The 23,402-nt window shown below is 66.6% G+C and carries 22 protein-coding genes; 14 read left to right on the top strand and 8 right to left on the bottom strand.

Features of this window, described 5'->3' with window-relative positions:
• Positions 1-103 precede the first annotated feature (103 nt).
• From ACFVHY_RS05300 to ACFVHY_RS05280, 5 genes are read left to right on the top strand one after another with little or no spacing between them, the layout of a single operon-like run.
• On the top strand, positions 104-706 hold the full coding sequence (locus ACFVHY_RS05300) for an ABC transporter permease (RefSeq protein WP_390269299.1): 603 nt from the start codon (positions 104-106) through the stop codon (positions 704-706).
• Between the two features lies 1 nt (position 707).
• Positions 708-1,466, top strand: a complete 759-nt coding sequence (locus ACFVHY_RS05295; protein ID WP_390269296.1) for an ABC transporter ATP-binding protein — start codon at positions 708-710, stop codon at positions 1,464-1,466.
• Positions 1,467-1,520: 54 nt separating this feature from the next.
• Positions 1,521-2,513 carry an ABC transporter substrate-binding protein gene (locus ACFVHY_RS05290; protein WP_390269293.1) on the top strand — a complete coding sequence of 331 codons (993 nt, stop codon included), beginning with the start codon at positions 1,521-1,523 and terminating at the stop codon, positions 2,511-2,513.
• Complete coding sequence (locus ACFVHY_RS05285) at positions 2,510-2,926, top strand: YidH family protein (RefSeq protein WP_390269290.1); 417 nt, start codon at positions 2,510-2,512, stop codon at positions 2,924-2,926. Before ACFVHY_RS05290 ends, ACFVHY_RS05285 begins: the two co-directional genes overlap by 4 nt.
• Complete coding sequence (locus tag ACFVHY_RS05280) at positions 2,899-3,303, top strand: DUF202 domain-containing protein (protein WP_390269287.1); 405 nt, start codon at positions 2,899-2,901, stop codon at positions 3,301-3,303. Before ACFVHY_RS05285 ends, ACFVHY_RS05280 begins: the two co-directional genes overlap by 28 nt.
• A 450-nt stretch (positions 3,304-3,753) precedes the next feature.
• On the opposite strand, the gene ACFVHY_RS05275 is transcribed toward ACFVHY_RS05280, so the two are convergent.
• The 4 genes from ACFVHY_RS05275 to acnA all read right to left on the bottom strand — a co-directional run bounded on the left by ACFVHY_RS05275 (position 3,754) and on the right by acnA (position 8,901).
• Positions 3,754-4,329: a TetR/AcrR family transcriptional regulator gene (locus ACFVHY_RS05275; protein WP_390269284.1), complete on the bottom strand. Its 576-nt coding sequence runs from the start codon at positions 4,327-4,329 to the stop codon at positions 3,754-3,756.
• 370 nt (positions 4,330-4,699) lie between these two features.
• Positions 4,700-5,065: a nuclear transport factor 2 family protein gene (locus ACFVHY_RS05270; RefSeq protein WP_390269281.1), complete on the bottom strand. Its 366-nt coding sequence runs from the start codon at positions 5,063-5,065 to the stop codon at positions 4,700-4,702.
• An 852-nt stretch (positions 5,066-5,917) separates the two neighbouring features.
• Positions 5,918-6,211: a hypothetical protein gene (locus tag ACFVHY_RS05265; protein ID WP_390269278.1), complete on the bottom strand. Its 294-nt coding sequence runs from the start codon at positions 6,209-6,211 to the stop codon at positions 5,918-5,920.
• Between the two features lie 92 nt (positions 6,212-6,303).
• Positions 6,304-8,901 carry an aconitate hydratase AcnA gene (gene acnA, locus ACFVHY_RS05260; protein ID WP_390269275.1) on the bottom strand — a complete coding sequence of 866 codons (2,598 nt, stop codon included), beginning with the start codon at positions 8,899-8,901 and terminating at the stop codon, positions 6,304-6,306.
• Positions 8,902-9,009: 108 nt separating this feature from the next.
• Between acnA and ACFVHY_RS05255 the strand changes: the two genes are divergently transcribed.
• From ACFVHY_RS05255 to ACFVHY_RS05230, 6 genes are all read left to right on the top strand, one after another.
• Positions 9,010-9,690 carry a GntR family transcriptional regulator gene (locus tag ACFVHY_RS05255; protein ID WP_390269272.1) on the top strand — a complete coding sequence of 227 codons (681 nt, stop codon included), beginning with the start codon at positions 9,010-9,012 and terminating at the stop codon, positions 9,688-9,690.
• Positions 9,691-9,908: 218 nt separating this feature from the next.
• The gene (locus tag ACFVHY_RS05250) at positions 9,909-10,955 is read left to right on the top strand and encodes a Bug family tripartite tricarboxylate transporter substrate binding protein (RefSeq protein ID WP_390269269.1); all 1,047 of its coding nucleotides are present in this window, start codon (positions 9,909-9,911) and stop codon (positions 10,953-10,955) included.
• A gap of 65 nt (positions 10,956-11,020) precedes the next feature.
• Positions 11,021-11,419, top strand: coding sequence for a universal stress protein (locus ACFVHY_RS05245; protein WP_390269266.1), 399 nt, complete (start codon positions 11,021-11,023; stop codon positions 11,417-11,419).
• Complete coding sequence (locus ACFVHY_RS05240; RefSeq protein WP_390269263.1) at positions 11,409-11,978, top strand: tripartite tricarboxylate transporter TctB family protein; 570 nt, start codon at positions 11,409-11,411, stop codon at positions 11,976-11,978. Before ACFVHY_RS05245 ends, ACFVHY_RS05240 begins: the two co-directional genes overlap by 11 nt.
• Positions 11,978-13,483 carry a tripartite tricarboxylate transporter permease gene (locus ACFVHY_RS05235; RefSeq protein WP_390269260.1) on the top strand — a complete coding sequence of 502 codons (1,506 nt, stop codon included), beginning with the start codon at positions 11,978-11,980 and terminating at the stop codon, positions 13,481-13,483. The genes ACFVHY_RS05240 and ACFVHY_RS05235 overlap by 1 nt, the downstream gene beginning before the upstream one ends.
• Positions 13,483-14,217: an RraA family protein gene (locus ACFVHY_RS05230; RefSeq protein ID WP_390269257.1), complete on the top strand. Its 735-nt coding sequence runs from the start codon at positions 13,483-13,485 to the stop codon at positions 14,215-14,217. Before ACFVHY_RS05235 ends, ACFVHY_RS05230 begins: the two co-directional genes overlap by 1 nt.
• A 357-nt stretch (positions 14,218-14,574) precedes the next feature.
• On the opposite strand, the gene ACFVHY_RS05225 is transcribed toward ACFVHY_RS05230, so the two are convergent.
• Together ACFVHY_RS05225 and ACFVHY_RS05220 are read right to left on the bottom strand one after the other, a co-directional pair.
• Complete coding sequence (locus ACFVHY_RS05225; RefSeq protein WP_390269254.1) at positions 14,575-14,850, bottom strand: hypothetical protein; 276 nt, start codon at positions 14,848-14,850, stop codon at positions 14,575-14,577.
• An 80-nt stretch (positions 14,851-14,930) separates the two neighbouring features.
• Positions 14,931-15,926, bottom strand: a complete 996-nt coding sequence (locus ACFVHY_RS05220) for a stage II sporulation protein M (RefSeq protein ID WP_390269251.1) — start codon at positions 15,924-15,926, stop codon at positions 14,931-14,933.
• A 111-nt stretch (positions 15,927-16,037) separates the two neighbouring features.
• Between ACFVHY_RS05220 and ACFVHY_RS05215 the strand changes: the two genes are divergently transcribed.
• Together ACFVHY_RS05215 and ACFVHY_RS05210 are read left to right on the top strand one after the other, a co-directional pair.
• A complete protein-coding gene (locus ACFVHY_RS05215) occupies positions 16,038-16,922 on the top strand; it encodes an RDD family protein (RefSeq protein ID WP_390269248.1) in 885 nt (294 codons plus the stop codon).
• A gap of 60 nt (positions 16,923-16,982) precedes the next feature.
• Positions 16,983-18,230 carry a lipase family protein gene (locus ACFVHY_RS05210; protein ID WP_390269245.1) on the top strand — a complete coding sequence of 416 codons (1,248 nt, stop codon included), beginning with the start codon at positions 16,983-16,985 and terminating at the stop codon, positions 18,228-18,230.
• 123 nt (positions 18,231-18,353) lie between these two features.
• Here ACFVHY_RS05210 and ACFVHY_RS05205 read toward each other — a convergent pair whose 3' ends face one another.
• Positions 18,354-19,547, bottom strand: coding sequence for an acyl-CoA dehydrogenase family protein (locus tag ACFVHY_RS05205; RefSeq protein ID WP_390269242.1), 1,194 nt, complete (start codon positions 19,545-19,547; stop codon positions 18,354-18,356).
• A 72-nt stretch (positions 19,548-19,619) separates the two neighbouring features.
• On the opposite strand from ACFVHY_RS05205, the gene ACFVHY_RS05200 reads away from it, so the two are divergent.
• Entirely contained in the window at positions 19,620-19,952 is a 333-nt protein-coding gene (locus tag ACFVHY_RS05200) for a TfoX/Sxy family protein (protein WP_058253756.1), read from the top strand.
• Between the two features lie 497 nt (positions 19,953-20,449).
• Here ACFVHY_RS05200 and leuS read toward each other — a convergent pair whose 3' ends face one another.
• Entirely contained in the window at positions 20,450-23,332 is a 2,883-nt protein-coding gene (leuS, locus tag ACFVHY_RS05195; RefSeq protein WP_390269239.1) for a leucine--tRNA ligase, read from the bottom strand.
• Positions 23,333-23,402: the final 70 nt, after the last annotated feature.

Below are 23,402 nucleotides of genomic sequence, written 5' to 3'. Positions count from 1 at the left end.
CGTCTGGTCGGCAGTCGTGGCAACCGGCCGATTCCCCCGCCAACTGTTCCCCAGCGTCCCCGAGATCCTGTCGGCTGGTCAGATGCTCTGGCAGGAGGGACTGTTGGCCGACGACATCCTCGCCAGCCTCCGCCGTGCGGCCGTCGGCTTCGCGGTGGGCGCGCTCATCGGCGTGGTGGTCGCGGTGCTCACCGCGACCACGGCCGGTGGCCGCAATCTACTCCAACCGGTGCTCCGTGTCTTCTCGCCGATTCCCACCATTGGTTTGGTCCCTCTGGCGATCCTGTGGTTCGGGCTCGGCGAGAACAGCAAGTTCCTGGTCATCGCGTTGGGAGTGTTCGTGCCCGTCTGGATCAACAGTCATGCCGGATTGGCCAGCACCCCCACCGATTACCTCCATGCCGCGCGATGCATGGGGGCCGGGCGATGGCAAACCCTGCGCAAGGTGGCTCTGCCTGAAGCAGCCCCGGACATCGCATCCGGCCTGCGCGTGGGTGCCGCCATGGCTTTCGTTCTCATCGTCGTCGCCGAGATGACGGGCACCACAGCGGGAATCGGGTATCGCATCTATCAGGCACAGCTCTTCTCGCAGGCTGACCGCCTGATCTTCTGTCTGCTCGTCCTGGGCGCGATCGGCGCTCTCTGCGATCTCGCCATCAACTCCGCAACGACGCCGATGACCCGCTGGGCGAAAGAGCAACACTGACATGACCATTCAGACCCATGACCTCGTCGTCCACTTCCCGGGTACGACCGAACCCACTCTCGACCACATATCGATGACATTCCCGCCGGGTTCCTTCACAGTACTCGTCGGCGCATCCGGCAGTGGCAAGTCGACGCTGCTGCACTGCCTAGCGGGCCTCATCAACCCTACCTCGGGGCAGGTCACCGACCACGACGAAGTCATCACCTCCCCAAACCCCAGGCGCGGCGTCGCCTTCCAGCGCGATGTCCTGTTTCCATGGATGACGGTGGCGGAGAACATCGACTTCGCCCTCACCGCACGCCGGCTGCCAGCCGAACAACGGAGCGCGCGGATCTACGAACTGCTCGACCTCGTCGGTCTCTCTCAGCAGGTCGGCAGGCAGCGGCCGACGGAGCTGTCCGGCGGTATGCGGCAACGAGTGAGCATCGCCCGGGTTCTGGCCGGTGAGCCGGAGGTCATGTTGATGGACGAACCGTTCGCCGCGCTCGACGCGCTCACCCGCCTCAAGATGCAGGACCTGATTATTGACCTGTGGACCCGCTTGAACCGCACCATCGTATTCGTCACCCACGACATAGACGAAGCGATCAGGCTCGGCGACACCATCGAAGTTCTCCGGAACGGCGTCATCGCCAATCACATCACGAACCCACTCAGTCGACCGCGGCCTGCTGACAGCCTCGCCGATCAACCGCATTACAGCGACATCCGCAAGACACTGCACCACGAACTCGGTACCGATCAAGCGCTGCACTGACCTGCAATGCGCCCCACGCCCACTCGCGCACGCCCACACCTGTGGTCCTCACTGGTGCGGGCGTACGAACCCAAACAAAGAAGGAAAGCCGTCATGACCCGGTCGCTTCGCCGCGTTCTCCTGCACACATCCGCCGTCGCGGCACTCGCTGTCTCTCTGATCTCGTGCACCGCGACAGACTCCGACACCAATACGCTCTCCGTAGGTTTCGTGGTGGACCCCTCATGGGCGCAGATACCAGTCGCCGCAGACGCCGGACTATTCGCCGACCAGGGCATCGAGGTCAACGTCATCAACTTCTCCTCCGGAGTCGAAGCGCTTCAAGCGGTGACCGCCGGCCAGGTGGACATCACAACCGCCGCAGACGTACCCACCTCGGCCGCCCTCGCCCGCACCCCCTCCTTGCGGATTGTCGCCGACGGCTCACGATGGGAGGGCTCGAAGATAGTAACCGGCCGAAGCTCCGGAATCCGCACCGTCGACGACCTCGCGGGTCGAACCATCGGCACACCTCTGGGCACCAGTGCCGCGTACTACATCTCGAATGCTCTCGAGACCGCCGACGTCACCGCTGAATTGGTTCAAGTTGCACCACCCGCGATAGTCACCGCAATCACGCAGCGCAACGTCGATGCCGTATCGATCTTCCAGCCGTATCAGGCCCAATCGATCAATGCCTTGGGCCCCGATGCGGTCGAGCTCACCGGCGGAGCATACAGCCAGCACAGTCTCTACCTCGCAACGGAACCGACGATCTCAGCCAAGAGTGAGGCGATCACCAAGTTCTTCGCTGCGATCCGCCAGGCCGGAGTTAAGCTGGCTGACAACAACTCCGACGCCATCGGCGCTGTAGCATCAGCAACGCAACTCGATGCCGATCTCATCCGAACCATACTGAGCGAGTTCGACTTCACCGTCCAACTCACTCCCGATCTGGCCGAGAAACTGCAACAACTCGCGACATGGGCCAAATCGGAAGGAAACATCGAACCGAACGTCGAACTACCCGATTACAGCGGCGTTCTCGACACACAGTTCGTCGGATGAGATTCCGACCGCTCGGCACCAACAGGTGGTTTCGCGGCAAATCCGGACGTCAGGTAGGCACCCCACTCGAGACCGCCGAACCAGACTACCGTTTCACTCTGGCCAACGAGCGAACATTCCTGGCATGGATGCGCACCGCGCTGGCGCTGCTCGCTGCGGGCATCATCCTCGGCGAGTACCTGTCTTCGTCAGAGGCATCGCCGTTACGCACTCTCGCGGTGCGCGTTCTCGCGTGCGTTTGCGTACTTGCCGCGACGGCGCTCTCTGTGGCCGCCTACCACCACTGGCACAAGGTTCAGCGAGCGATTTCCCAGAATCAACCGCTGCAGAGACCTTCTACGCTCGCGCGCTTCACACTGGCCTGCGTGTGCGTGATCGCAGTTCTATGCGCCACGATCGCCATAACCGCATGACCGCCGCAGAGGAACGCGACACCGGGCTACAGCTGGAACGGACCGCTCTAGCATGGCGACGCACCCACCTGACAAGTCTGTGCGTCACCGTGGCCTCCTTACGCGGCGCAGTTGTCAGTCCCTCATTGCCCGCTGTACTGGTGTGCATTTGCGCCGCGGCACTGAGCGCAGCTCTCTGCCTATGCGACCTCGCCCATCACCACCACACCGGACACAGCAGCCCTATCAGCTCACAGACACTAAGACGGGTATCGGCGCTTCTCTCGGTCACCTGCACCTGTGCAATCCTCGCCACGGTACACAGCTTTGCCGAGCCCCGACCCACCGACTCCGCCAGCCCTTTCACCCTCAACGCGGAGAGTCAGCGGTCGATGTGAACTGGTGATGCTTGTCGTTAGCGGCCACCCGGTGCCTTGGTCGACGAGAACCATTCTCGCGCTGCGTGAACGGGCCGATGGTCTATCGCAACGTTGGCATATCCGAGGGGCGCCGGCTTTCGATCGAGCGCGTACACATATTCCGTCGAGCGGTGCTAGCTGCAACTCCCAGGGAGATATCTAGCAATGCGCCCACATGCTGACGGGCGGCGAGCTCGCCGCCACCGTGCTCGGCGAGGTGATCGTGATACATCCTCGCAGCCCGCTCACGTGTCTCTGGATCAACTTCCTCGGTGCACCATACGGCATTCACCTGGTGAGATCACGGTCACCGCCGGACCCTGGACGGTTCATCGCACAGAAGTCAGCAATCAAGCTGACCGTGTCCACTCTGTCAGGAGAACCTCAGACTTCTCTGCGCAGACCCAACCCGACTCCAGGACGATTCGTCTACCGATCGGTCGTGCTGGCACCGAGGTGGGCCATCGTGGTGTCGATCAAGGCAGCCACGTCCGCCTTAGACCCGGTTGCGAGATGAAGTGCGCCGGCCCCGTAGATGCCAGCCGTGAGAGACAGTGCGATCGTATGCGGATCTGCGGTATCTGCGATGCGCCCCGCCTTCCGCATTGTCTCAATACCAGTTTCGATCTCGAAGGCCAGTTGAGACGTCGCCTGCGCGATCAACGCCCGGGCTCCTGGGCTCGCGTGGTGCAGATCGATGACGAGGACTCCCAGCGGGCAGTGATCGCCCTTGATGTCTCGTTCGGACACCAACTGCTCGCGCCACTGTCGCCAAGCATCCCAGGTCACAAGTTGCGGCATTCGGTCGCGGATGGTTTCGCGTACGAGCTCGGATTGGCGGTGTGCGACCGCCGTCATCAGATCGTCTTTTCCGTTCGGGAAGTAGTGAAAGAGCTGGCTTTTACTGGTCGAGGTCTGAGCAAGAACATCGTCGAGGGTCACCGACGCTAAGCCGTACCTGCCAACCAACCCGGCGTACCCGTCGATGATCCGTGATTTCGTCACCTCGCCCTTGGCAGTCAGTCGCCCCCTCGCCACAGTGGACTCCCTTCCGTGCACCACCTGGTCAGCAAGGCGTCGGCGCATACCGGCCAGAGTGCAACCTCACCGAGTGCTGTCGAGTGTAGCGGGCACGACGTTCTCCACAGCGTCTGAATGCGTTTGACCATACGAAGTCTGCATGCTCGGCCCGATGTCCGGACGGGCGTCGCTCAGAGATCCCGGTCCGCGGCGAGCTCGAGTTGTCGGCTGGCTGCGACGAGGCCGCACCTATCGAGGGCACCAGATCCGGGTTCCGCGCAGATTCTGTGAATTGTCCGAGGAGTGGCCAAGCCTGTCACGCGCCGCCACATGTGCCCTTCCGGGTTTCTGTCGTTCAGATCGGGGTCGCGTCCGAGGGCCCCCAATGTGCGCGCATCGACGTGATCAGCCCCGCCTCGTCGAACTGCATGACGTCGACAACGTTAATCCGTAATTGCTCGCCCTCGATGGTCGCTACCAACGTGAACGCCATCGCGGCGGCGCTGCAGTCGAGCGATGTCGATACGGGCGAGACCAGCTGCACGTGAACCTCTTCGAAGGGCGTTGCGAAGAAGTCGCGCGCCAGCACAGGAGGTGATCCCACCGGGTCTTCGACGGTGCCGTTCTCGGCGAACAGTTCGAGCACGGCTTTCCCACCACCGCTGTTCACCGCATCCAGATAGGAGTGCATTGCCGCTCTGAGGATTTCTGGTGTAGCCATATGGAACAGGCTTCCGCTGCTGGAATGGACCCGCAAGTCCACTTCACGAGGGCTGGATCTAGCAGCCTCTCCGAAGGAGTTGTACCGGGGCGCTGACGAAACGGTGGCCGCATCTGCGCTGCAGCTTGGTTCGGCCTTCTCCGGATCGCTTGGTGGTCGCCGGCGTCAGTTGTCAGCTAAGTTCGCGATTGCAGCTAGTAGTAGGTGAATGCCAAACGACCTCGGAGGCCGCGCTTGTCCCGGAGATGGCGGGCGCGGCCTGCCGCTGCCAGGTGGATCGATCTTGCGACACGTAGGGTGAGCCCGCCCTGCGCGGCCTGATCGCACACTAGCGAACGAGGGCTAGAGCGGCGACGAACCCTCCACCACTGCATCGTATTTCGCGCACGGCACGGGTCGCAGGACATTTGCGCACCGCATACCCGACGCGCGCCCCAACGAAACTGGACCGCTAGTCGCGGCGGTGACGCACTCGCCGGTGGATTCGCATGCAAAAGAGTCGCTCGGCGGGGTCTGTTCTGCGTCATGATCTCGTGTCACGCGTGGTCGTGATCGTGTTCAATTCGCGCCGCTCTGCGGTCGGGCCCACGCGGCCACCGTGGTGTCGATGTCCCGCGGCATGGTGATCAGCGTTGGCCCCGCAGGCAGTCGCAAACGAGCATGCATCACCCGCTGGTGGAACCGGGCGATCTCGACTCGGAAAGCTCGCTCGGGCGGAAGCTGATCAAGTCGCTCCTCTAGGGCCGCGTCGTCCGCTGAGCGCCGACTCCGGGCGCGCCAACACGCATCCACACTTCACGGATCACGACGCACCCTGTACTGCTCTGACACTTTCCTAACCTGTTACCCCTCCTACACCGCCACCGCCGGGATGTCGGCCGCGTAGCGGATGACCGAACCGACACGGCCGAAACGACGTTCGATGATCACGATCGCCTCCGCGAGCTGGTCGGGGTCGTCGACGTCGGCGACGAATGCCGCGGTGTGCCCGTTGTTGCCGAGCATGAACGGGAGAACCGCCGAGTACTCACTGCTGACGACAGCCAGCGGGATGTTGCGACGGAACAGGTCGTACGCGTGATCGATGGCAGCCGGGTCGTCGAGGACCACGAGCGGGACCGAGGAGATGTGCTTGTTCTTTCTCATGTGTCGAGAGTGAACCCGCAGGTTATGAGGGGGTTGACCGATCACTGTGAATTCGCTGGCAGCTGCGCGTTGCCACCCCCAGGTCCGCGAGGTCATCGCACGAATTGCTCGTCGAGAATGCTGGGGATGACTCCGCCGCGTTGGAGAAGCCGACGGTCCAGATCCGTCTCGGCGGCCACCTGCGCGTCGAAACGCATCTCGGAACCGTCGACCCGTCGGACCACGACCGTCACCGTCCCGCGGTCGACGGCGTCGGCTGTCCCGACGACGTGCAGTCGATCTCCGGGCCGGAGGTCCTGCAGTCCGCCGTCGACGTCAGCGGGAATCAGCAACGGCAGGACGCCGACACCGATCAGGTTGGACCGGTGGATACGTTCGAAACTGCGCGCGAGCACGGCCCGCACTCCGAGGAAGCGCACCAGTTTCGCCGCCCAGTCGCGCGAGCTGCCCATGCCGTACCGTTCCCCGGCCACGATCACCACCGCGTCGCCGTCGTCGGCGTACCGGCTCGCGGCCTCCGGGAGGGAGACGACCTCGCCGGTGGGCGCATGCACGGTGTGCGCGGGAGCCGCATCCCGTGCGAGCGCGTTGCGGACGTTCTTGTTCTGAAAGCCGCCCCGCAGCATGGCTTCCCAATTGCCGCGTCGGGAGGCGTAGCCGTTCAGGTCGCCCGGTTCCGCACCTCGCTCCACGAGGTATCGACCGGTCGGGCTGTCGGGTTTGATCGCCCCGGCCGGGGAGATGTGGTCGGTGGTGATGTCGTCGCCGAGCACGAGCAGGGGATGCGCGGTGTACTCCCCGAGCATGGTGTGCGCGTAGCCGTCATCGGCAAAAGGAGGACGCCGCAGGGCCGTCGACGACGGGTCCCAGGGAAACAGCGGCCCATCCGGCACATCGAGTGCGTCCCACGCCGGATTGCGGGACGCCGAGACGAAGTCGTCGACGACATCACGCGGACGCCGCGCCGCGTCGGTGAGCGCGTCGATCTCCTCCGGCGCGGGCCACAGATCAGCGAGCAGCACGTCATGCCCGTCGGCGTCGACGCCGATCGGTTCCGAGGTGGGATCGATGGCCGCATCACCGGCAAGGGCGAAGACGATCACCATCGGAGGCGACATCAGCAGGCCCAGTTCGAGGTCCGGGTGGACGCGGCCGGGGAAGTTGCGGTTGCCGCTCAGTACAGCCACCGGCTTTCGTGTGCGAGCCTCGGCCACCGCGGTGATCTCCGTCGGCAGCGGTCCCGAGTTGCCGATGCAGGTGGCACAACCGAATCCGACGATGTCGAAGCCGACCGCGGACAGGTCGTCGATGAGACCGGCCCGCTCGAGCACGCCGGCGGCAGAGGGCGAACCCGGCGCGAGGGAGGTCTTCACATACTCCGGCACCCGCATCCCTCGCTCCCGTGCGCGGCGGGCGACCAAACCCGCGGCGATGAGGAGACGCGGGTCAGAGGTGTTGGTACAGCTCGTGATCGACGCGATGGCGATCGGGAAGGCGGGCATCGGGATGTCGTCGTCACATGGAGAAGGCCCCTCGGCGTCGAAAGTCGCCGGCAACTCGGTCACCGGGACCAGGTCCTGCGGACGACGCGGACCGGCCACCGACGGGACCACCGCACCCAGGTCGATGTCGATCGTGCGGGTGAAACGCGGCTCGGCATCGGGGTCGAACCACAGTCCGAGCCGTCGTGTCACCGACTCGACGAGCTCGCAGTGTTCTGCGGTACGTCCCGTGTCGGCCAGGTATCGGACGGTCTGTGCGTCGACGGGGAAGAACCCGGTAGTGGCACCGTATTCCGGGGCCATGTTGGCGATCACCGCCCGTGCGCCCACCGTCAGCGCCGATACGCCCGGTCCGTAGAACTCGACGAACTCACCCGTGACCCCGATCTCGCGCAGCCGGTGCGTGACGACCAGCGCGAGATCCGTGGCCAGCACGCCCGCGGCGAGCGTCCCGGTGAGGCGGACTCCCACGACCTCGGGGATCCGCAGTGTGGTCGGCATGCCGAACATCACCGTCTCGGCTTCCAGACCTCCTATGCCCCAGCCCAATACACCCAGCCCGTTGATCATGGGCGTGTGGCTGTCCGTACCGAGCATCATGTCCGGAACCGCGTGATCGACGCCGTCCACCGGCTCCACCGTCACCACGGTGGCGAGCTGTTCGAGGTTGATCGTGTGCATGATCCCGGTACCCGGCGGGTTGATGTGCACGGTGTCCATCGTTTTCGCCGCCCAGGCCAGGAAGCGATACCGCTCCGCGTTGCGGCGCATGTCATGGGCGAGATTGGCCGCGGCGGCATCGCGGCGCGCGAACGACTCGACCGCGAGCGAATGGTCCACCGAGACCTCCACCGGCAGGCGGGGACTCAACGCCGTCGGATCCCCACCTCGGGCGGCAACCGCGTCACGCATCGCGGCGATGTCGACGAGGGCGGGCGTGCTGGTCGTGTCGTGCATCAGCAACCGGCCCGGCACATACGGGATCTCGGCGTCGCTGGTGCCGGCGCGAAGCCAGCGGGTCATGTCGTCCAGGGCTCGATCGCGCGTCTCGGCGTCGGCATGGCGAGTCACGTTCTCGGCGAGTAGACGGACCACCGTGGGCCACTGCCGGTACACGTCGGACCCGACCCGCCGCTCGACGTCGACCACCGGCAGATCGGGTTGCGCGCGGCGTTCAGCTCCACTCATGCGTCCCACCATAGGTTATAACCTATAACTTGCACCACCGGTGTTATCATCGCGGCGTCCGGTACTGCCGGACCTCGACGTCCCATGACCACTGCCGGGAGGCCCGCCATGACCACACCGGGCGGGATGTTCACCAAGAACGATTACGCATACGCCGAGCTCCAGCGGCGAATTCTGACCGGGGTCCTACCGGCCGGCGCGGTGATCCCCCAGGCCAAGCTGGCGGCCGAGATCGGCGTCAGCACGACTCCCCTCCGCGAGGCGATCCGCCGGCTATCCGCCGAGGGCATGGTCGAACTCGAGGCCCATCGAGACGCTCGGGTGACTCCCGTGTCCGCCGACGAGGCACGCCACCTCTACCAGGTGCGCGAGAACCTCGACCCGCTCGCGGCGGCGCTCGCCGCACAGACGCGAACGGCGGCCGACATCGCGGCCATCAGCAACGCCTTCGATCGCCTGTCGCCCATCGCCAGTGCATCCGATCTCGATGCCCTTGTCCGACACCGGGAGTTCCATCGCGCGGTGTACCGCGCGTCGGGCAACCCCGTGCTCATCGACATCCTCGAACGACTCTGGGACAAAGCGGATCGTTACCGCGTCATCGGCCTCTCCCACCGGGGCGACTCACCCGACGACCGGTCGCGGGTGACCGCCGAGCACCGGGCGATCATGGAAGCCGTCGCCGACGGTGACGCCGAACGCGCCGACGCGGTGATGCGCGAGCACATCGGCAACAGTCTCGGGCGGCGCGCGATCGATGCTCTCACCGAGGACCCTGTCGCCGGCTGACGAGCCACACAGCTGTATTTAACTTGTGGCTTGCGTCACGGCCATAGGTTATAATCTATAACCAGCACGGTCGCGAACCTGTGAATGAGCGAGCGAAAAGCGCATAACGATAGTTATGCGTCCAAGCGTGACTGTGACGCCGGTTACGCCAACACTCCTGATGTGACCACCGATGTGGTCGTCCTCACATCCGCCCCCGAATGAAACCCGAGGACCGCATGACCTCACCACCGCCCGCTGCCGCCGAGTCGGCCGACGCCTCCCCGACGCCTCGCCCGCCAAGACGTGTTCCCACGCTCGTCAAAGCACTCGGCGCACTGGTCGCCGCGGCGATCGTCGTCGTCGGCGTCGTCGACGCGGCCGGGAGCGAGGGCGGCGCCGACGCGCGATCGCAACTGACCCTGATCGCGCCCGCCGCCGCCGGTGGAGGTTGGGACGGTGCGGCGCGCGAAATGCAGCAGGCGCTGCGGGCCCAGAACATCGTCAACAACTCGCAGGTCGTCAACATCCCCGGTGCCGGGGGCACGATCGGACTCAGCCAGTTCGCCGGGATGACCGGCGACGCCACCACGATCATGGTCATGGGCATCACGATGCTGGGCGCGATCAACATCAACGGCTCGGACGTCGATCTCGGAGACGTCACCCCCATCGCGCGGCTCGCCGACGACTACGACGTCGTCGTCGTACCGGCGGATTCTCCGATCACGACCATCGAAGAGTTGATGGCCGAATGGAAGAAGGACCCCAAGAACTTCACGTTCGGTGGCGGTTCGCTGGGCAGCGTCGACCAGATGATCATCAGTCAGATGGCCCGGGAGAACGGCATCGACCCCGCCGCGGTCAACTACATCGCCTACTCCGGCGGTGGCGAACTGGCGACCTCACTCATGTCCGGGACGATCAAGGCCTCGGTCAGTGGTTACGAGGACTTCGTCGACCAGATCGCCGCCGGAAATCTACGCGCGCTGGCCATCTCGGCCCCCGAGCCCGTCCCGGCCATCGATCTGCCGACCCTGTCGGAGCTGGGCTACGACGTCACCCTCACCAACTGGCGCGGAGTCGTCGCACCGCCGGGGATCACCGATGACCAGCGAACCGAGCTCGAGGCGATCGTCACCGAGGTCGTCGAATCACCCGAGTGGCGAGATGCACTGCAGCGCAACAACTGGTCCGACACGTTCACCCCGGGGACCGGATTCAACCAGGTCATCGACCAGCAGTCGGAATTCGTCCGCGGCATCTGGGCCGACCTCGGGTACTGACGGACCGCCTGCCGGCGAACCCGCACCGCACAACCCCCTGACCCACACGACATCACGGAGATCCCATGCCCATCCTTGTCGCCTTCGCCCACACCCCCGAAGGTCGAGCGGCGCTCGAGCACGGCCGACGCCTCGCGCGCAGCGAGAGCTCTCAACTGATCGTCTTCGACATGGAGACCCCCGCTGTCGACGACGACGGTGGCATTCCCGAGCCCGACTTCGCCCCTGTCGAGAACGCCGGCAACAACACCGCGATTCGTTGGCTCGGCCACCGTCGCGAGGACTCCGACCCGGCCGCCGAACTCATCGACGTCTCCGAGGAGCTGTCCGCCGATCTCATCGTCGTCGGTCTGCGCCGCCGGTCGCGCGTCGGGAAACTCCTGCTCGGCTCGAACGCACAGCGCATCCTCATCGACGCCGAGGTCCCGGTACTGGCAGTGAAGGCAGCCCATCATGACGACTGACAATGCGGCGGCGCAGCCCGCCGGCACGACGCTCGACGACGGACACGGATCGGACCGCGCGCGCCGACCGCTCACCGGACGAAGCGGTCTGGTCGTCGCGGGTCTCATGCTCGCACTTGCCGTCTACCTGACCGCCGGCATCATCGGGATGGACATCCCGGGTAGCGCAGCGACTCCCGGACCCGCGTTCTTCCCGATCATCCTGACGATCTGCGCGTACGTGATCGCCGGACTGCTGACCGTGCAGACCCTGCGTCACCCCGACGAGCCCGACCCCGACATCGTGCCGCCCGCGACCGGTCAGTGGCGAACGCAGAGTGATTGGCGTGCACTGGGTCTCGTCCTGGCCGGACTCATCGCCTTCACCGCGCTGCTGGTTCCGCTCGGTTGGATTCTGTCCGCCGCGCTGCTCTTCTGGATCGTCGCCTATGCCATGGGTTCCACCCGTCCGGTCCTCGACATCGCTGTGTCGCTCGTCGTCTCCTGTGCGGTGCAGGCGTTCTTCTCGGCGGGTCTCGGGCTGAACCTCCCCGCCGGCATCCTGGGAGGGCTGTTCTGATGGACAACGTCTCACTCCTGTTGGAGGGCTTCTCCCAGGCACTCACCCCGATGAACCTGCTCTGGGTCTTCATCGGCGCGCTGCTCGGCACCGCGGTGGGTGTGCTCCCGGGGCTCGGCTCGGCGATGGCCGTCGCACTGCTGCTGCCGGTGACCTTCACCCTCGACCCCACCGCCGCGTTCATCATGTTCGCCGGCGTGTACTTCGGCGGCCTGTTCGGTGACTCGACCATGGGCATCCTGATGAACACGCCCGGCGGGTCCACCGCCATCGCAACATCATTCGAGGGCCATCGGATGGCCAAACGCGGGCGGGCCGCCCAGGCCCTCGCCACCGCCGCGATCGGCGCCTTCATCGGCGGCATGATCGCGACGACCATCGTCGTGTTCTTCGCGCCCAAGCTCGCCGATCTCGCCATCCAATTCGGTCCCGCCGAGTACTTCGCCCTCGCCGTCTTCGCCTTCATCGCGATTGCCTCGGTGGTCTCCGACTCCGTCATCAAGGGCCTGACCGGACTCCTCATCGGGCTGATCCTTGCGGTCATCGGGATCGACGGGATCTCGGGCACCCAGCGCTTCACGATGGGCGCGCCCGAGTTGTTCGACGGCATCAGCATCATCGTCATCACCGTCGGCACCCTGGCCCTGGGCGAGGTCCTCTACGTCGCCTCCCGCATCCACCGCACGCGTGCGCCGGACGCGGACGCCGTCATCGGGCGGCCCTTCCTCAAGCGCGCCGAGTTCCGCGAGGCGCTTCCGGCGTGGTTGCGCGGCACCGGCTTCGGCGTCCCCTTCGGCGTCATCCCGGTCGGCGGCGCGGAGGTGCCGACGTTCCTCGCCTACGGAACCGAGCGTCGTCTCGACCGCAAACGACCCGACCCCCAGTTCGGTCACGGCGCCATCCGCGGTGTCGCCGGTCCGGAGGCGGCGGGCAACGCGACGTCGGGCACCGCGATGGGAGCCCTCCTCGCCATGGGCCTGCCCACCTCGGCGACCGCGGCGATCATGCTGGCCGCGTTCCAGCAGTACGGTCTGCAGCCCGGCCCCCTGCTCTTCGAACGGAACGCCGACCTCGTCTGGACGCTCATCGCCAGCCTGTTCATCGGCCTGATCATGCTGCTGATCCTCAACATGCCGTTCGCCGCCATCTGGGCGAAGCTGCTGCTGATCCCCAGGCACTACCTCTACGCGGGGATCGCGGTGTTCTGCGTCCTCGGTGTCTACGCGACCTCGGCCGCGATCACCGACCTCATCCTGGTCATCGCCATCGCCTTCGTCGGATATCTGCTGCGCCGCTACGGTTTCCCGCTCGCTCCGGTCATGATCGGCGTCGTCCTCGGCCCCCTCGCCGAGACCAGCCTGCGCAACGCGATGATGTCGAGCGGCGGTGATCCGAGCGTGCTGGTCGGCAGCGCGATCACCTGGGTCCTCTACGGCGTCCTCGCCGTCGTCGTCCTGTTCACCGCGTTCCGCCGCCTCCGGATGCGTACGCGCCAGGACACCTGATGCGACAGCAGTTCGTCCCGAGCTTCTCGCCCGCTCCCTCCGAAAGTCAGCCGCCGATGCCCATGCGCACCACCACCGACCGCGCGCTCATCCGTTCCCGGTTCCTCGCCGTCGACGTCGCCAATGTCGCCGACGTCCTCGACGACCTCGGCCACCGTGATCAGGCGCTGGCCACCGACTTCACGTGTGCGGCCGGGCGCGAACGGTTGGCCGGCTGGGCGTTCACCATCTGTGGCGCGATGAGCGACGCTCCGGGACGGGACCCGCTGAAAGCGCAGGCCTGCAGCCAGATCGGCCCGGACGAGGTCTCCGTGTGGCAGGGGAACGGTCGGGGCGTCTGTTACTTCGGTGAGCTCGTCGCGATCGGGATGATGCAGCGGGGTTCACCCGGTGCCGTGCTCGACGGAGGTGTGCGCGATCGGAAATGGCTCCACGAGATCGGTTTCACGACGTTCTCCCGTTACCCGGCCGCGGTCCAGACCAGCGGCCGTTGGCGCGTCGAGACATGGCAGCAACCCGTCACCCTGCCGGGTGCGTCCGGACAGCCGGTCGTCATCGAGCCCGGGGACTTCATCCTCGGCGACGACGACGGTGTCATCGTCATCCCCGCCGGGATCGTCGACGTCGTGCTCGAGGCAGCGGAGATCATGACGGAGAAGGAGATCGACGTCCGTGCCGCCATCCGCAACGGCATGACCCTCGCCGACGCGATGGCGGAGTTCGGCCGGATCTGACGGCGCGCGTCCTGAGGAGTGAGCTTCACCCCGCTCCCTGAGGAGCGAGCTTGCGAGCGTCCCCCCGCTCCCTGAGGAGCGAGCTTGCGAGCGTCCCCCCGCTCCCTGAGGAGCGAGCTTGCGAGCGTCACGAAGGGTCCCGCAGCCTCAGTCGCCAGACCCTTCGTGACGCGCCCTCCGCAAGCTCCGGGCGCTCCTCAGGGAGCAAAAGTAAACGCCGCCTCCGCAAGCTCCGGGCGCTCCTCAGGGAGCAAAAGTAAACGCCGCCTCTGCAGGCTCCGGGCGCTCCTCAGGGAGCAGAGGGGTGGCCCTTCGAGGCTCGTCGCTGTCGCTCCTCGCACCTCAGGGAACTGGGGATCACTTCTTCGCGATTGCCGCCCGATAACCGAGGAACCCGACGTATCCGGCCAGCCCGGCCAGGCCCAGCCGGCGGGTCCGCGGCGACACCAGTGCGAGGCCGATAGCGGTCTCGCAGGCACCGTTGCGGTAGGTCCAGGTGGTGGTGTCGTCGGGGAACACCGGCTCGGTGATCGGGGCGAAGATCTCGGGCTTGATGAAGTGCGCAACCCCGGTCGCGGCCAGTCCCCCGCCCAGCAGCGAGACAGCGTCCAGTGATCCCTTGCGAGTTGCCATCAGAGTGTTCCCCTTCGTCGTCGTCGACTCTCCCGGTGATCGTAGGCGTCGTCGTCTTCCGGCTCGACGTCGACAGGCCGCTATCGCACCGTGGGGACGGTGAGCCCGCGGTCGGCCTCATCGAGGTCACCGGTGTCGCCGTACTCGTACGCCCGACGGCCGGCGACGAAGACGTACGCCATGAACAGTGACCAGGCCGTCACACCGACCCCGATGCGCGCCCAGGTCGGCAGCGGGGACGGTGTGACGAACGCTTCGATGACCCCGCACAGCAGCAGCACGACGACCAGGCCCAGCGCGACGCCGACCGCTGCCCGACCCTCCTCCCCGAGAGCCGTTGCACGCGTCCGGTTTCCCGGAGCCACCCACGCCCAGAAGATCCGCAGACCCACTCCCGCGGCGACGAACAGGCAGGTCAGTTCGAGCATTCCGTGCGGCAGGATCAGTCCGAAGAACAGGTCACCACGACCGTGCCGGATCATGATCGACGCCACGACCACCAGGTTGAGGATGTTCGTGTAGAGCATCCAGATCACCGGGAACCCGAAGACGCCGAGCGCGATACACAGCGCCGCGAGCCAGAAGTTGTTGGTCCACACGCGCGCAGCGAACGACGTCGCCTCGTATTCGCTGTAGTAGTTCTCGAAGTCGTTGGTGACGAGACGCTCGATCTCGGCGGGCGACGCGAACGAACTCTCGATCCGCGGGTGCGCCAGGACCCACCACGTCATGATCACGGCCGCCCCGAGCGACCCGCCCATCACCGAGAGCCACCACCAGCGCAGCCGGTACAGGGCCGCGGGGAACGAGCGGGTGAAGAACTCGATCACCGTCGCCGGGGTGCTGACCCGGGTTCCGGTTGCGCGACCGCGGGCGCGGGCCAGGAGAGCGGACAGGTAGGCCACCAGCGAGGCATCGGGCGCCGTCGACCGGATGACCGACAGATGAGTGGCCACCCGCTGGTAGGTGTCGATCATCTCGTCGGCCTCGGCACCGGTGAGCCGGCGGCGCCGCGAGAGCGCGTCGAGCCGTTCCCACGTCGCGCGGTGCGCGGACACATAGGCGTCGAGATCCACTCGGCCAGCGTATCGGGCATTCTCGCGTCCGCGGCGGGTGTCATTCAGCGGACGTCGGGGCTGTGAGTTCCTGACGCCCGCTCGACGGATCGCGTCGTAGGGTGAGGCGTGATGTCTCATCCCGTGCCGCCGCGACCCCCCGCGGTCCCCGGTGGACCCATCGCCGGCCGCCCCGGTCCGGTCGCGTGGGGTGCGGGCGCCACGACGACGGTCGGCGTCGGACGCAACGACCTCGTCTCCGGCGAAGCGGTCGCGCTCGCTCTGCCTCCCGCGAACCTCGGCTACCGGATTCTCTCCGGCATCATCGACGTCCTGCTGGGGTTCGGCCTGTGGTTGTTCCTGTGGTGGTTGTCGTTCAAGGTCGCCGGCGAGGCAAGCGAGGCGTGGCGGGGAACCATCAACACACTGATCCCGATCCTCGCCGTCGTCGCACTCCCGACGCTGCTGGAGACCGTGACCCCGGGCAAGACCGTGGGCCACCTCGTCCTGGGCCTCCGAACAGTCCGCGATGACGCGGGTCCGACCGGGTTCCGCCACTCGCTGACCCGCGCCCTCGTCGGCTTCGTCGAACTGTATGCGTGCCTGGGGCTTCCAGCCCTGATCTCGGCGGCCATCTCGCGGAAGAGCAAGCGACTGGGCGACCTGCTCGCCGGGACCTACGTCATCCGCGACCGCCACCGGCTCGTCGAGCAGGCACCCATCGAGATGCCACCTGGCCTGCACGCGTGGGCCGTGTCCGCCGACATGGCCGCGCTCCCCGACCCACTCGCGGTGATCATCCGCCAGTTCCTCGACGGCCGCCACGGCATGAAGCCCGAGCCGAGAGCCCATGCCGCCCGGAGGATCGTGTTCGACGTCGCGCCGTTCGTCGCACCCGCTCCGCCGCCCGGCGCCCCGTTCGAAGACGTGTTGTCGGCGATCATGGCCGAGCGCCGCCGCCGCGACACCGAACGGCTCGCGCGCGAAGCCGCACTGCGCCAACGTCTGCTGCGCTGATCTGTGCTGCGACCCACCGAGGCGGCGCGGCGCACCCGGATCCCGGTTACTCTGCTACGGGTGACGTTGCCCACCCTGCTTGCGAAGGACACGAGATCGATCGGCGGCCGACGGCTTCTCGCCGCAGTCGTCGGAGTCGCGTTGACCTTCGCCACGGTGCTGACCGTGCAGGCTCCCGCCAGGGCGGGAGGTCCGGGGCCGGATTCGGCGGCCGGTGTTCACGTGGTCCCGCGCATCGTCGACTCCGAGACCGTGACGGACCCGGTCATCGCACTCCCCCAAGCGGGTTCGACACTCCGCGTGCGATACAGCTCGACGTCCATTCGCGGCCTCCCGACGGAGATGACCGGCACGCTGCTCACACCGTCGACGCCGCCGCCCGCCGGGGGTTGGCCGCTCGCCGTCTGGAATCACATGACGGTCGGCGCCGCAGACCGGTGCGCGCCGTCGCGAGCCCGGGCCGGTCATTCCGAACTGCCCCGCATGACGTCAGGTGACGGCATCGTCGGCCGGTTGCTCGACGCCGGATTCGCCGTGGCACGGCCCGACTTCGAGGGCATCGGCGGGCCCGGGCCGCACCCGTATCTCATCAGCGACTCGCTGGCGCGATCGACGGTCGACATGGCGCTTGCCGTCGCGGATCACGACCGACGGATCGGCCGCGACGTCGTCGTGGCCGGGCATTCCGAGGGCGCCGTCGCCGCCTTGGCCGCCGCGGCGCGGCCGTCATCGGAATGGGGTGACCTCCGACTCCGCGCGGTGTCGGCACTCGCACCGCCGACGCAGGTGGCCGCGCTCCTCGACGGGGCGTCCTACGTCCCGGTGTCCGGTCCCGCGATCAACGAACTGATGGGATTGGCCGCCCTCATCGGATATGGTGCGGCCGCAGCCGATCCCGGGTTCGACGAGCTGATGTCCAACGGCGGGCTCAGCGCGGCGGCGAGCAGGCTCCGTCCGCAGGTCGAGGCCCGCTGCTACGCCGACTTGACCTCACCGGACTCGTTCGGCGGCCTCGCACCGGCCCAGCTCCTGGGCCCGCGCGGCGACGAGATGAAGGCCGCATTGTTGAAAGTGCTGCGCGACAACGACGTCGACCGTCTGCGTTTTGATCGGGGGCTACCGGTCCGCATCGACTCGGGCACCGTCGACACCGTGTCGCCGCAACCGCTGGTGTCCGGTCTGGTGCAGACCTATCGGCGTGCCGGGGTGCGCGTCACATACTCCGACCGGTTCACCGGGCATGCGGGCGTGGCCACCGACCGCGCGAACGCTGCGACGATCGCGACGTGGCTCATCGCGCAGGTTTGAGGACGTTCGACGACACCCAGACTTCAACTCGACCGCCAGACTTCGATCGAGGTCTGGCGGTCGAGTTGCGGTCGGCAGGTGGCCTTCTTCGGCGGTCGCGACTGCGGCCGACTCTCGAGAGTCTTACGTCAGATCGGTCGAGCTCTTCCCCAACACGCGCCGGGCGATGATCAGCTGCTGGATCTGCTGTGTGCCCTCGAAGATGTCGAGGATCTTCGAGTCACGCGCCCACTTCTCCACCAGTGACGTCTCGGAATAGCCTGCCGTGGAGCCGATCTCGACGGTCTTGTTGGTGATGTCGGTGACGGTCCGACCGGCTTTAGCCTTCGACATCGATGCCTCGGTCGAGTTGGGCTGCTTGTTGTCTGCCATCCACGCCGCCCGCACCGTGTGCAACCACGAGGCCTCCCAATCGGATTCGAGGCGGATGAACTCGGCGACGGTGGCGTGCTGCGACGACGCCGGACGGTCGTAGTCGATCTCGTGACCCGCCTCCTCCAGCATCCGACGCAGCTCCTCCAGGGAGGCGCGACCGAGCCCGATGGCCATCGCGGCGACCACCGGACGGGTGTTGTCGAAGGTCTGCATGACCCCGCCGAAGGCCTTTTTGGTGTCGATCTCCGGCGAGCCGAGCAGGTTCTCGGCGGGGACCCGCGCGTTCTCGAACCGGATGACCGCCGTGTCGGAGGCCTTGATGCCCAGCTTGTGCTCGAGGCGGGCCACGGTGACGCCCTCGGTGGTCATCGGCACGACGAAGCTCTTGATGGCCGCGCGTCCGACGCTCTTGTCGATCGTCGCCCACACGACGACGTGGTCGGCGCGCGATCCCGCGGTCACGAAGATCTTCTCGCCGTTCAGGATGTACTCGTCGCCATCGAGGGTCGCGGTCGTGGACACTGCCGCCGAGTCCGAGCCGAAGCTCGGCTCGGTGATGGCCATCGCCGCCCACACGTCGCCGAAGCGCTCGAGCTGCTCGGGGTTCGCCACGGCCGCGATCGCGGCATTGCCCAGGCCCTGGCCGGGAATGGAGAGCAGCAGGCCCACGTCGCCCCAGCTCATCTCCAGAGCCGACAAGAGCCCGCGCATGTTCGCGCCGTTCACCGACGGAGCGTCGGAGGCGGACTTCTCGGCGTCGGCGGACTTGTCCGTGGAGCGACTCTGCTTGGCGAGCTTCGCCAGCTCGTCGAGTTCGACCGGGTACTCGTGCTCGGCCTGGTCGTACTTGCGCGAGATCGGCCGGAAGAGGTGCTCGGCAGCCATGTGGGTGCGCTCGACCGTCGAATCGAACTTCTTCGGGAGCTCCAGGTTGATCGCCATGGCAGTACCTTACTGCGCAGTAAGTTCGTTGCCAAGTCCCGGCTCGTGACCGAAGCCGAATAATGTGGACCGGTGGCGTACGACGAGGAACTGGCCTACCGCATCCGTGCTCTGCTGGCGACCGAGTGCGGCCTCGACGAGAAGCGCATGTTCGGCGGGCTGGCCTTCCTGATCAACGGCAACATGGCCGTCGCCGCCAGCGGCAAGGGCGGGATCATGGTGCGCGTCGCACCCGAGGAGACCGAGAGCCTCCTCGAGTACCCGCACACCCGGCCGATGGTGATGTCGGAACGCGAGCTCCGGGGATGGCTACGCGTCGACGACGCCGGCATCGCCACCGACCGCCAGCTCTCCCGCTGGATCGCGATCGGTTCCGACTACGCGCGGAAGTTGCCGCCGAAGTAGATATGACCGGCCTCCGTTCCCTGAGGAGCGAGCGTCAATATCTGCTCCCTAATCCGAAAGAACGCCCTGCCCCCTGCTCCCTGAGGAGCGCCCGGAGCTTGCGGAAGGGCGCGTCACGAAGGGTCTTCGCAACCCGACTCACCAGGACCCTTCGTGACGGCCTCCGCAAGCTCCGGCCTCCTCAGGGAGCAGTGATTGGGCTCGCGCCGAGCACAACGGGTTCTTTCGTAGTCCACGACGGCCGGCAGGCCGCAGATACTGAGGTGCGCCCGGAGCTTGCGGAGGGCGCGTCACGAAGGGTCTGCCAGGCATCTCACCAGGACCCTTCGTGACGCTCGCAAGCTCGCTCCTCAGGGAGCAGGAGTGAGACGCTCGCAAGCTCGCTCCTCAGGGAGCAGGAGTGAGACGCTCGCAAGCTCGCTCCTCAGGGAGCAGTAGGGGGTCACGACCCAGCCACCCGGGGAGCAGAGGGGTCGCGCTCCTCGCACCGCGGGGAGTCAGGGAACGATGTTCACCATCCGACCGGGCACCACGATGACCTTGCGGGGTTCGGCGCCGTCGAGGAGCGCGACGATCTTCTCGTCGGCGAGCGCCGCGGCACGCAGGGTCTCCTCGTCGGCGTCGGCCGGGACGGTGATCCGACTGCGGACCTTGCCCTTGACCTGAACCGGGATCTCGACGGTGTCCTCGACCAGCCAGTCCTCATCGGCGACCGGGAACGCCGTCCGCACCACCAGGGTCTGCCGACCCAGCCGATGCCACAGCTCCTCGGCGATGTGCGGCGCGAGGGGAGCCAGCATGATCACCAGTGCCTCGACAGCCTCCCGGGGGGCGCCGGTCTTCTCGAAGTTCTTGGTGAGGTGATTGGTCAGCACCGTGAGCTTGGCAACCGCCGTGTTGTTGCGCAACGCGTCGTAGTCCTCGCGGACGCCGGCGATCGTCTTGTGCAGCAACCGTTTCGTGTCGTCGTCGAGCGCGGTGCCGGCGACCCGGAGCGCACCGGACTCCTCGTCGACGACGAGTCGCCAGATGCGCTGCAGGAATCGCTGCGACCCCACCACGTCCTTGGTGGCCCACGGCCGTGACTGGTCGAGCGGACCCATGAACATCTCGTAGACGCGCAGTGTGTCGGCGCCGTAGTCGCGGCAGATGTCGTCGGGCGCCACCGAATTCTTCAGGGACTTGCCCATCTTGCCGTACTCTCGGCGAACCTTCTCACCGTGGTAGAAGAACTCGCCGTTCTCTTCGGTGACCTCTTCGGCGGGCACATAGATGCCGCGCGAGTCGGTGTAGGCGTACGCCTGGATCATGCCCTGGTTGAACAGCTTCCGGTACGGCTCGCGACTAGTCACGTATCCGAGGTCGAAGAGGACCTTGTGCCAGAATCGCGAGTACAGCAGGTGCAGCACCGCGTGCTCGACACCACCGATGTAGAGGTCGAGCCCACCCGGGTCGTTCTCGCCGTGCAGTGCCGGCCGAGGACCCATCCAGTACGCCTCGTTCTCCTTGGCGCACAGGGTTTCCGAGTTGGTGGGGTCGATATAACGCAGCTGGTACCACGAACTGCCCGCCCACTGGGGCATGACGTTGGCGTCCCGGGTGTAGGTCTGCACGCCGTCGCCCAGATCGAGTTCCACCGTCATCCACTCGGTGGCCTTCGCCAGTGGAGGCGACGGTTCGCTGTCCGCGTCGTCGGGGTCGAAGGAGACCGGCGCGTAGTCGTCGACCTCCGGGAGCTCCACCGGCAGCATCGTTTCCGGCAGTGCATGGGGCTGGCCGGCCGCGTCGTAGACGATCGGGAAGGGTTCGCCCCAGTAGCGCTGACGGGCGAACAGCCAGTCGCGCAACTTGTATTGGATTCTCCCGGTGCCCACACCGTCGGCCTCGAGATGTTCGACGATCGCCGCCTTGGCCTCCTCGACGTTGCGACCGTCCAGGAACCCGGAGTTCACCAGGGGACCGTCGCCCATGTAGGCCTCGGTGGCGATATCGGTGTCGGAGCCGATGACCTCGCGGATCGGCAGCCCCAACACCGTCGCGAACTCGTGGTCGCGGGCGTCGTGGGCCGGGACCGCCATGATCGCGCCGGTGCCGTATCCCATGAGGACGTAGTCGGCGACGAAGACCGGGACCTGCTCGCCATTCACGGGATTGACGGCGAAGCTGCCGGTGAAGACGCCCGTCTTCTCCTTGTTCTCCTGGCGCTCGAGGTCGGACTTCGCGGTGATCGACGCGCGGTACTCCGCGATCGCGGCCGCGGGGTCGGCCGCGCCGCGGGTCCAGCGGTGGTCGGTGTCGGCAGGCCATTCTCCTGCGGTCAGCTCGTCGACGAGTGGATGTTCCGGCGCGAGGACCATGTAGGTGGCGCCGAACAGGGTGTCGGGACGGGTCGTGAACACCTCGATGCCGCCGACGCCGGGCACGTCGAAGCGCACCTGGGCGCCGCGCGAGCGTCCGATCCAGTTGCGCTGCATGGTCTTGACCTTCTCCGGCCAGTCCAGCACATCCAGGTCGTCGAGCAACCGGTCGGAGTACGCGGTGATCCGCATCATCCACTGCCGCAGGTGCTTCCGGAACACCGGGTAGTTGCCGCGGTCGCTGCGGCCGTCGGCGGTGACCTCCTCGTTGGCCAGCACGGTGCCCAGCCCCGGGCACCAGTTGACCAGCGAATCACTCAGGTACACCAGGCGATGGTCGTCGAGGATCTCGGTGCGCTCGGCGGGGGAGAGGTCGGCCCAGCTGCGCCCCTCGTGCTTTCCACCCAATGCTCGTGCATCTGAAGCGAATTCGTCGACCAGCTCGGAGATGCGCCGAGCCTTGCCCTGGTCGGTGTCGTACCACGCGTTGTAGATCTGCAGGAAGATCCACTGGGTCCACCGGTAGAAGTCGACATCGGTGGTGGCCACCCGACGGCGCTCGTCGTGACCCAACCCGAGCCGTCGGATCTGGCCCAGGTAGCGCTCGATGTTCTGCTCGGTGGTGGTGCGCGGATGGGTGCCGGTCTGCACCGCGTACTGCTCGGCGGGCAGGCCGAACGAGTCGAAGCCCATCGTGTGCAGCACGTTCTTGCCGGTCATCCGCTGGTAGCGCGCGAAGACATCGCTCGCGATGAAGCCGAGCGGGTGGCCGACATGCAGGCCTGCGCCGGACGGGTAGGGGAACATGTCCTGCACAAAGAGCTTGTCGGCGGCGTCGGCGTCCCCGCCGCCGAAGGCGGACAGGTCACCGGCGAGCGGCCCGACGGGATTCGGCGCCTCGTAGGCGTGCTCGTCGGACCAGGTCTGCTGCCAGCGCTGCTCGATCTCGCCGGCGACCGCCGCCGTGTAGCGGTGGGCGGTCGTACCGGCGGTGTCGCCGCTCGTCTTCTCGGCTGAAGTCACGCGACCAGGGTAAATCCTGTCCGTCGCCGCCCCCAATCCGGTCGCCTCCGCTGTGACCGGCACCGGCTCG

The sequence above is a fragment of the Gordonia sp. NPDC127522 genome (genome assembly GCF_042672305.1).
Taxonomy (GTDB): domain Bacteria; phylum Actinomycetota; class Actinomycetes; order Mycobacteriales; family Mycobacteriaceae; genus Gordonia; species Gordonia hongkongensis.
Note: the sequence above shows the minus strand (reverse complement) of the source record. Positions and strands in the feature narration are given on the sequence as shown.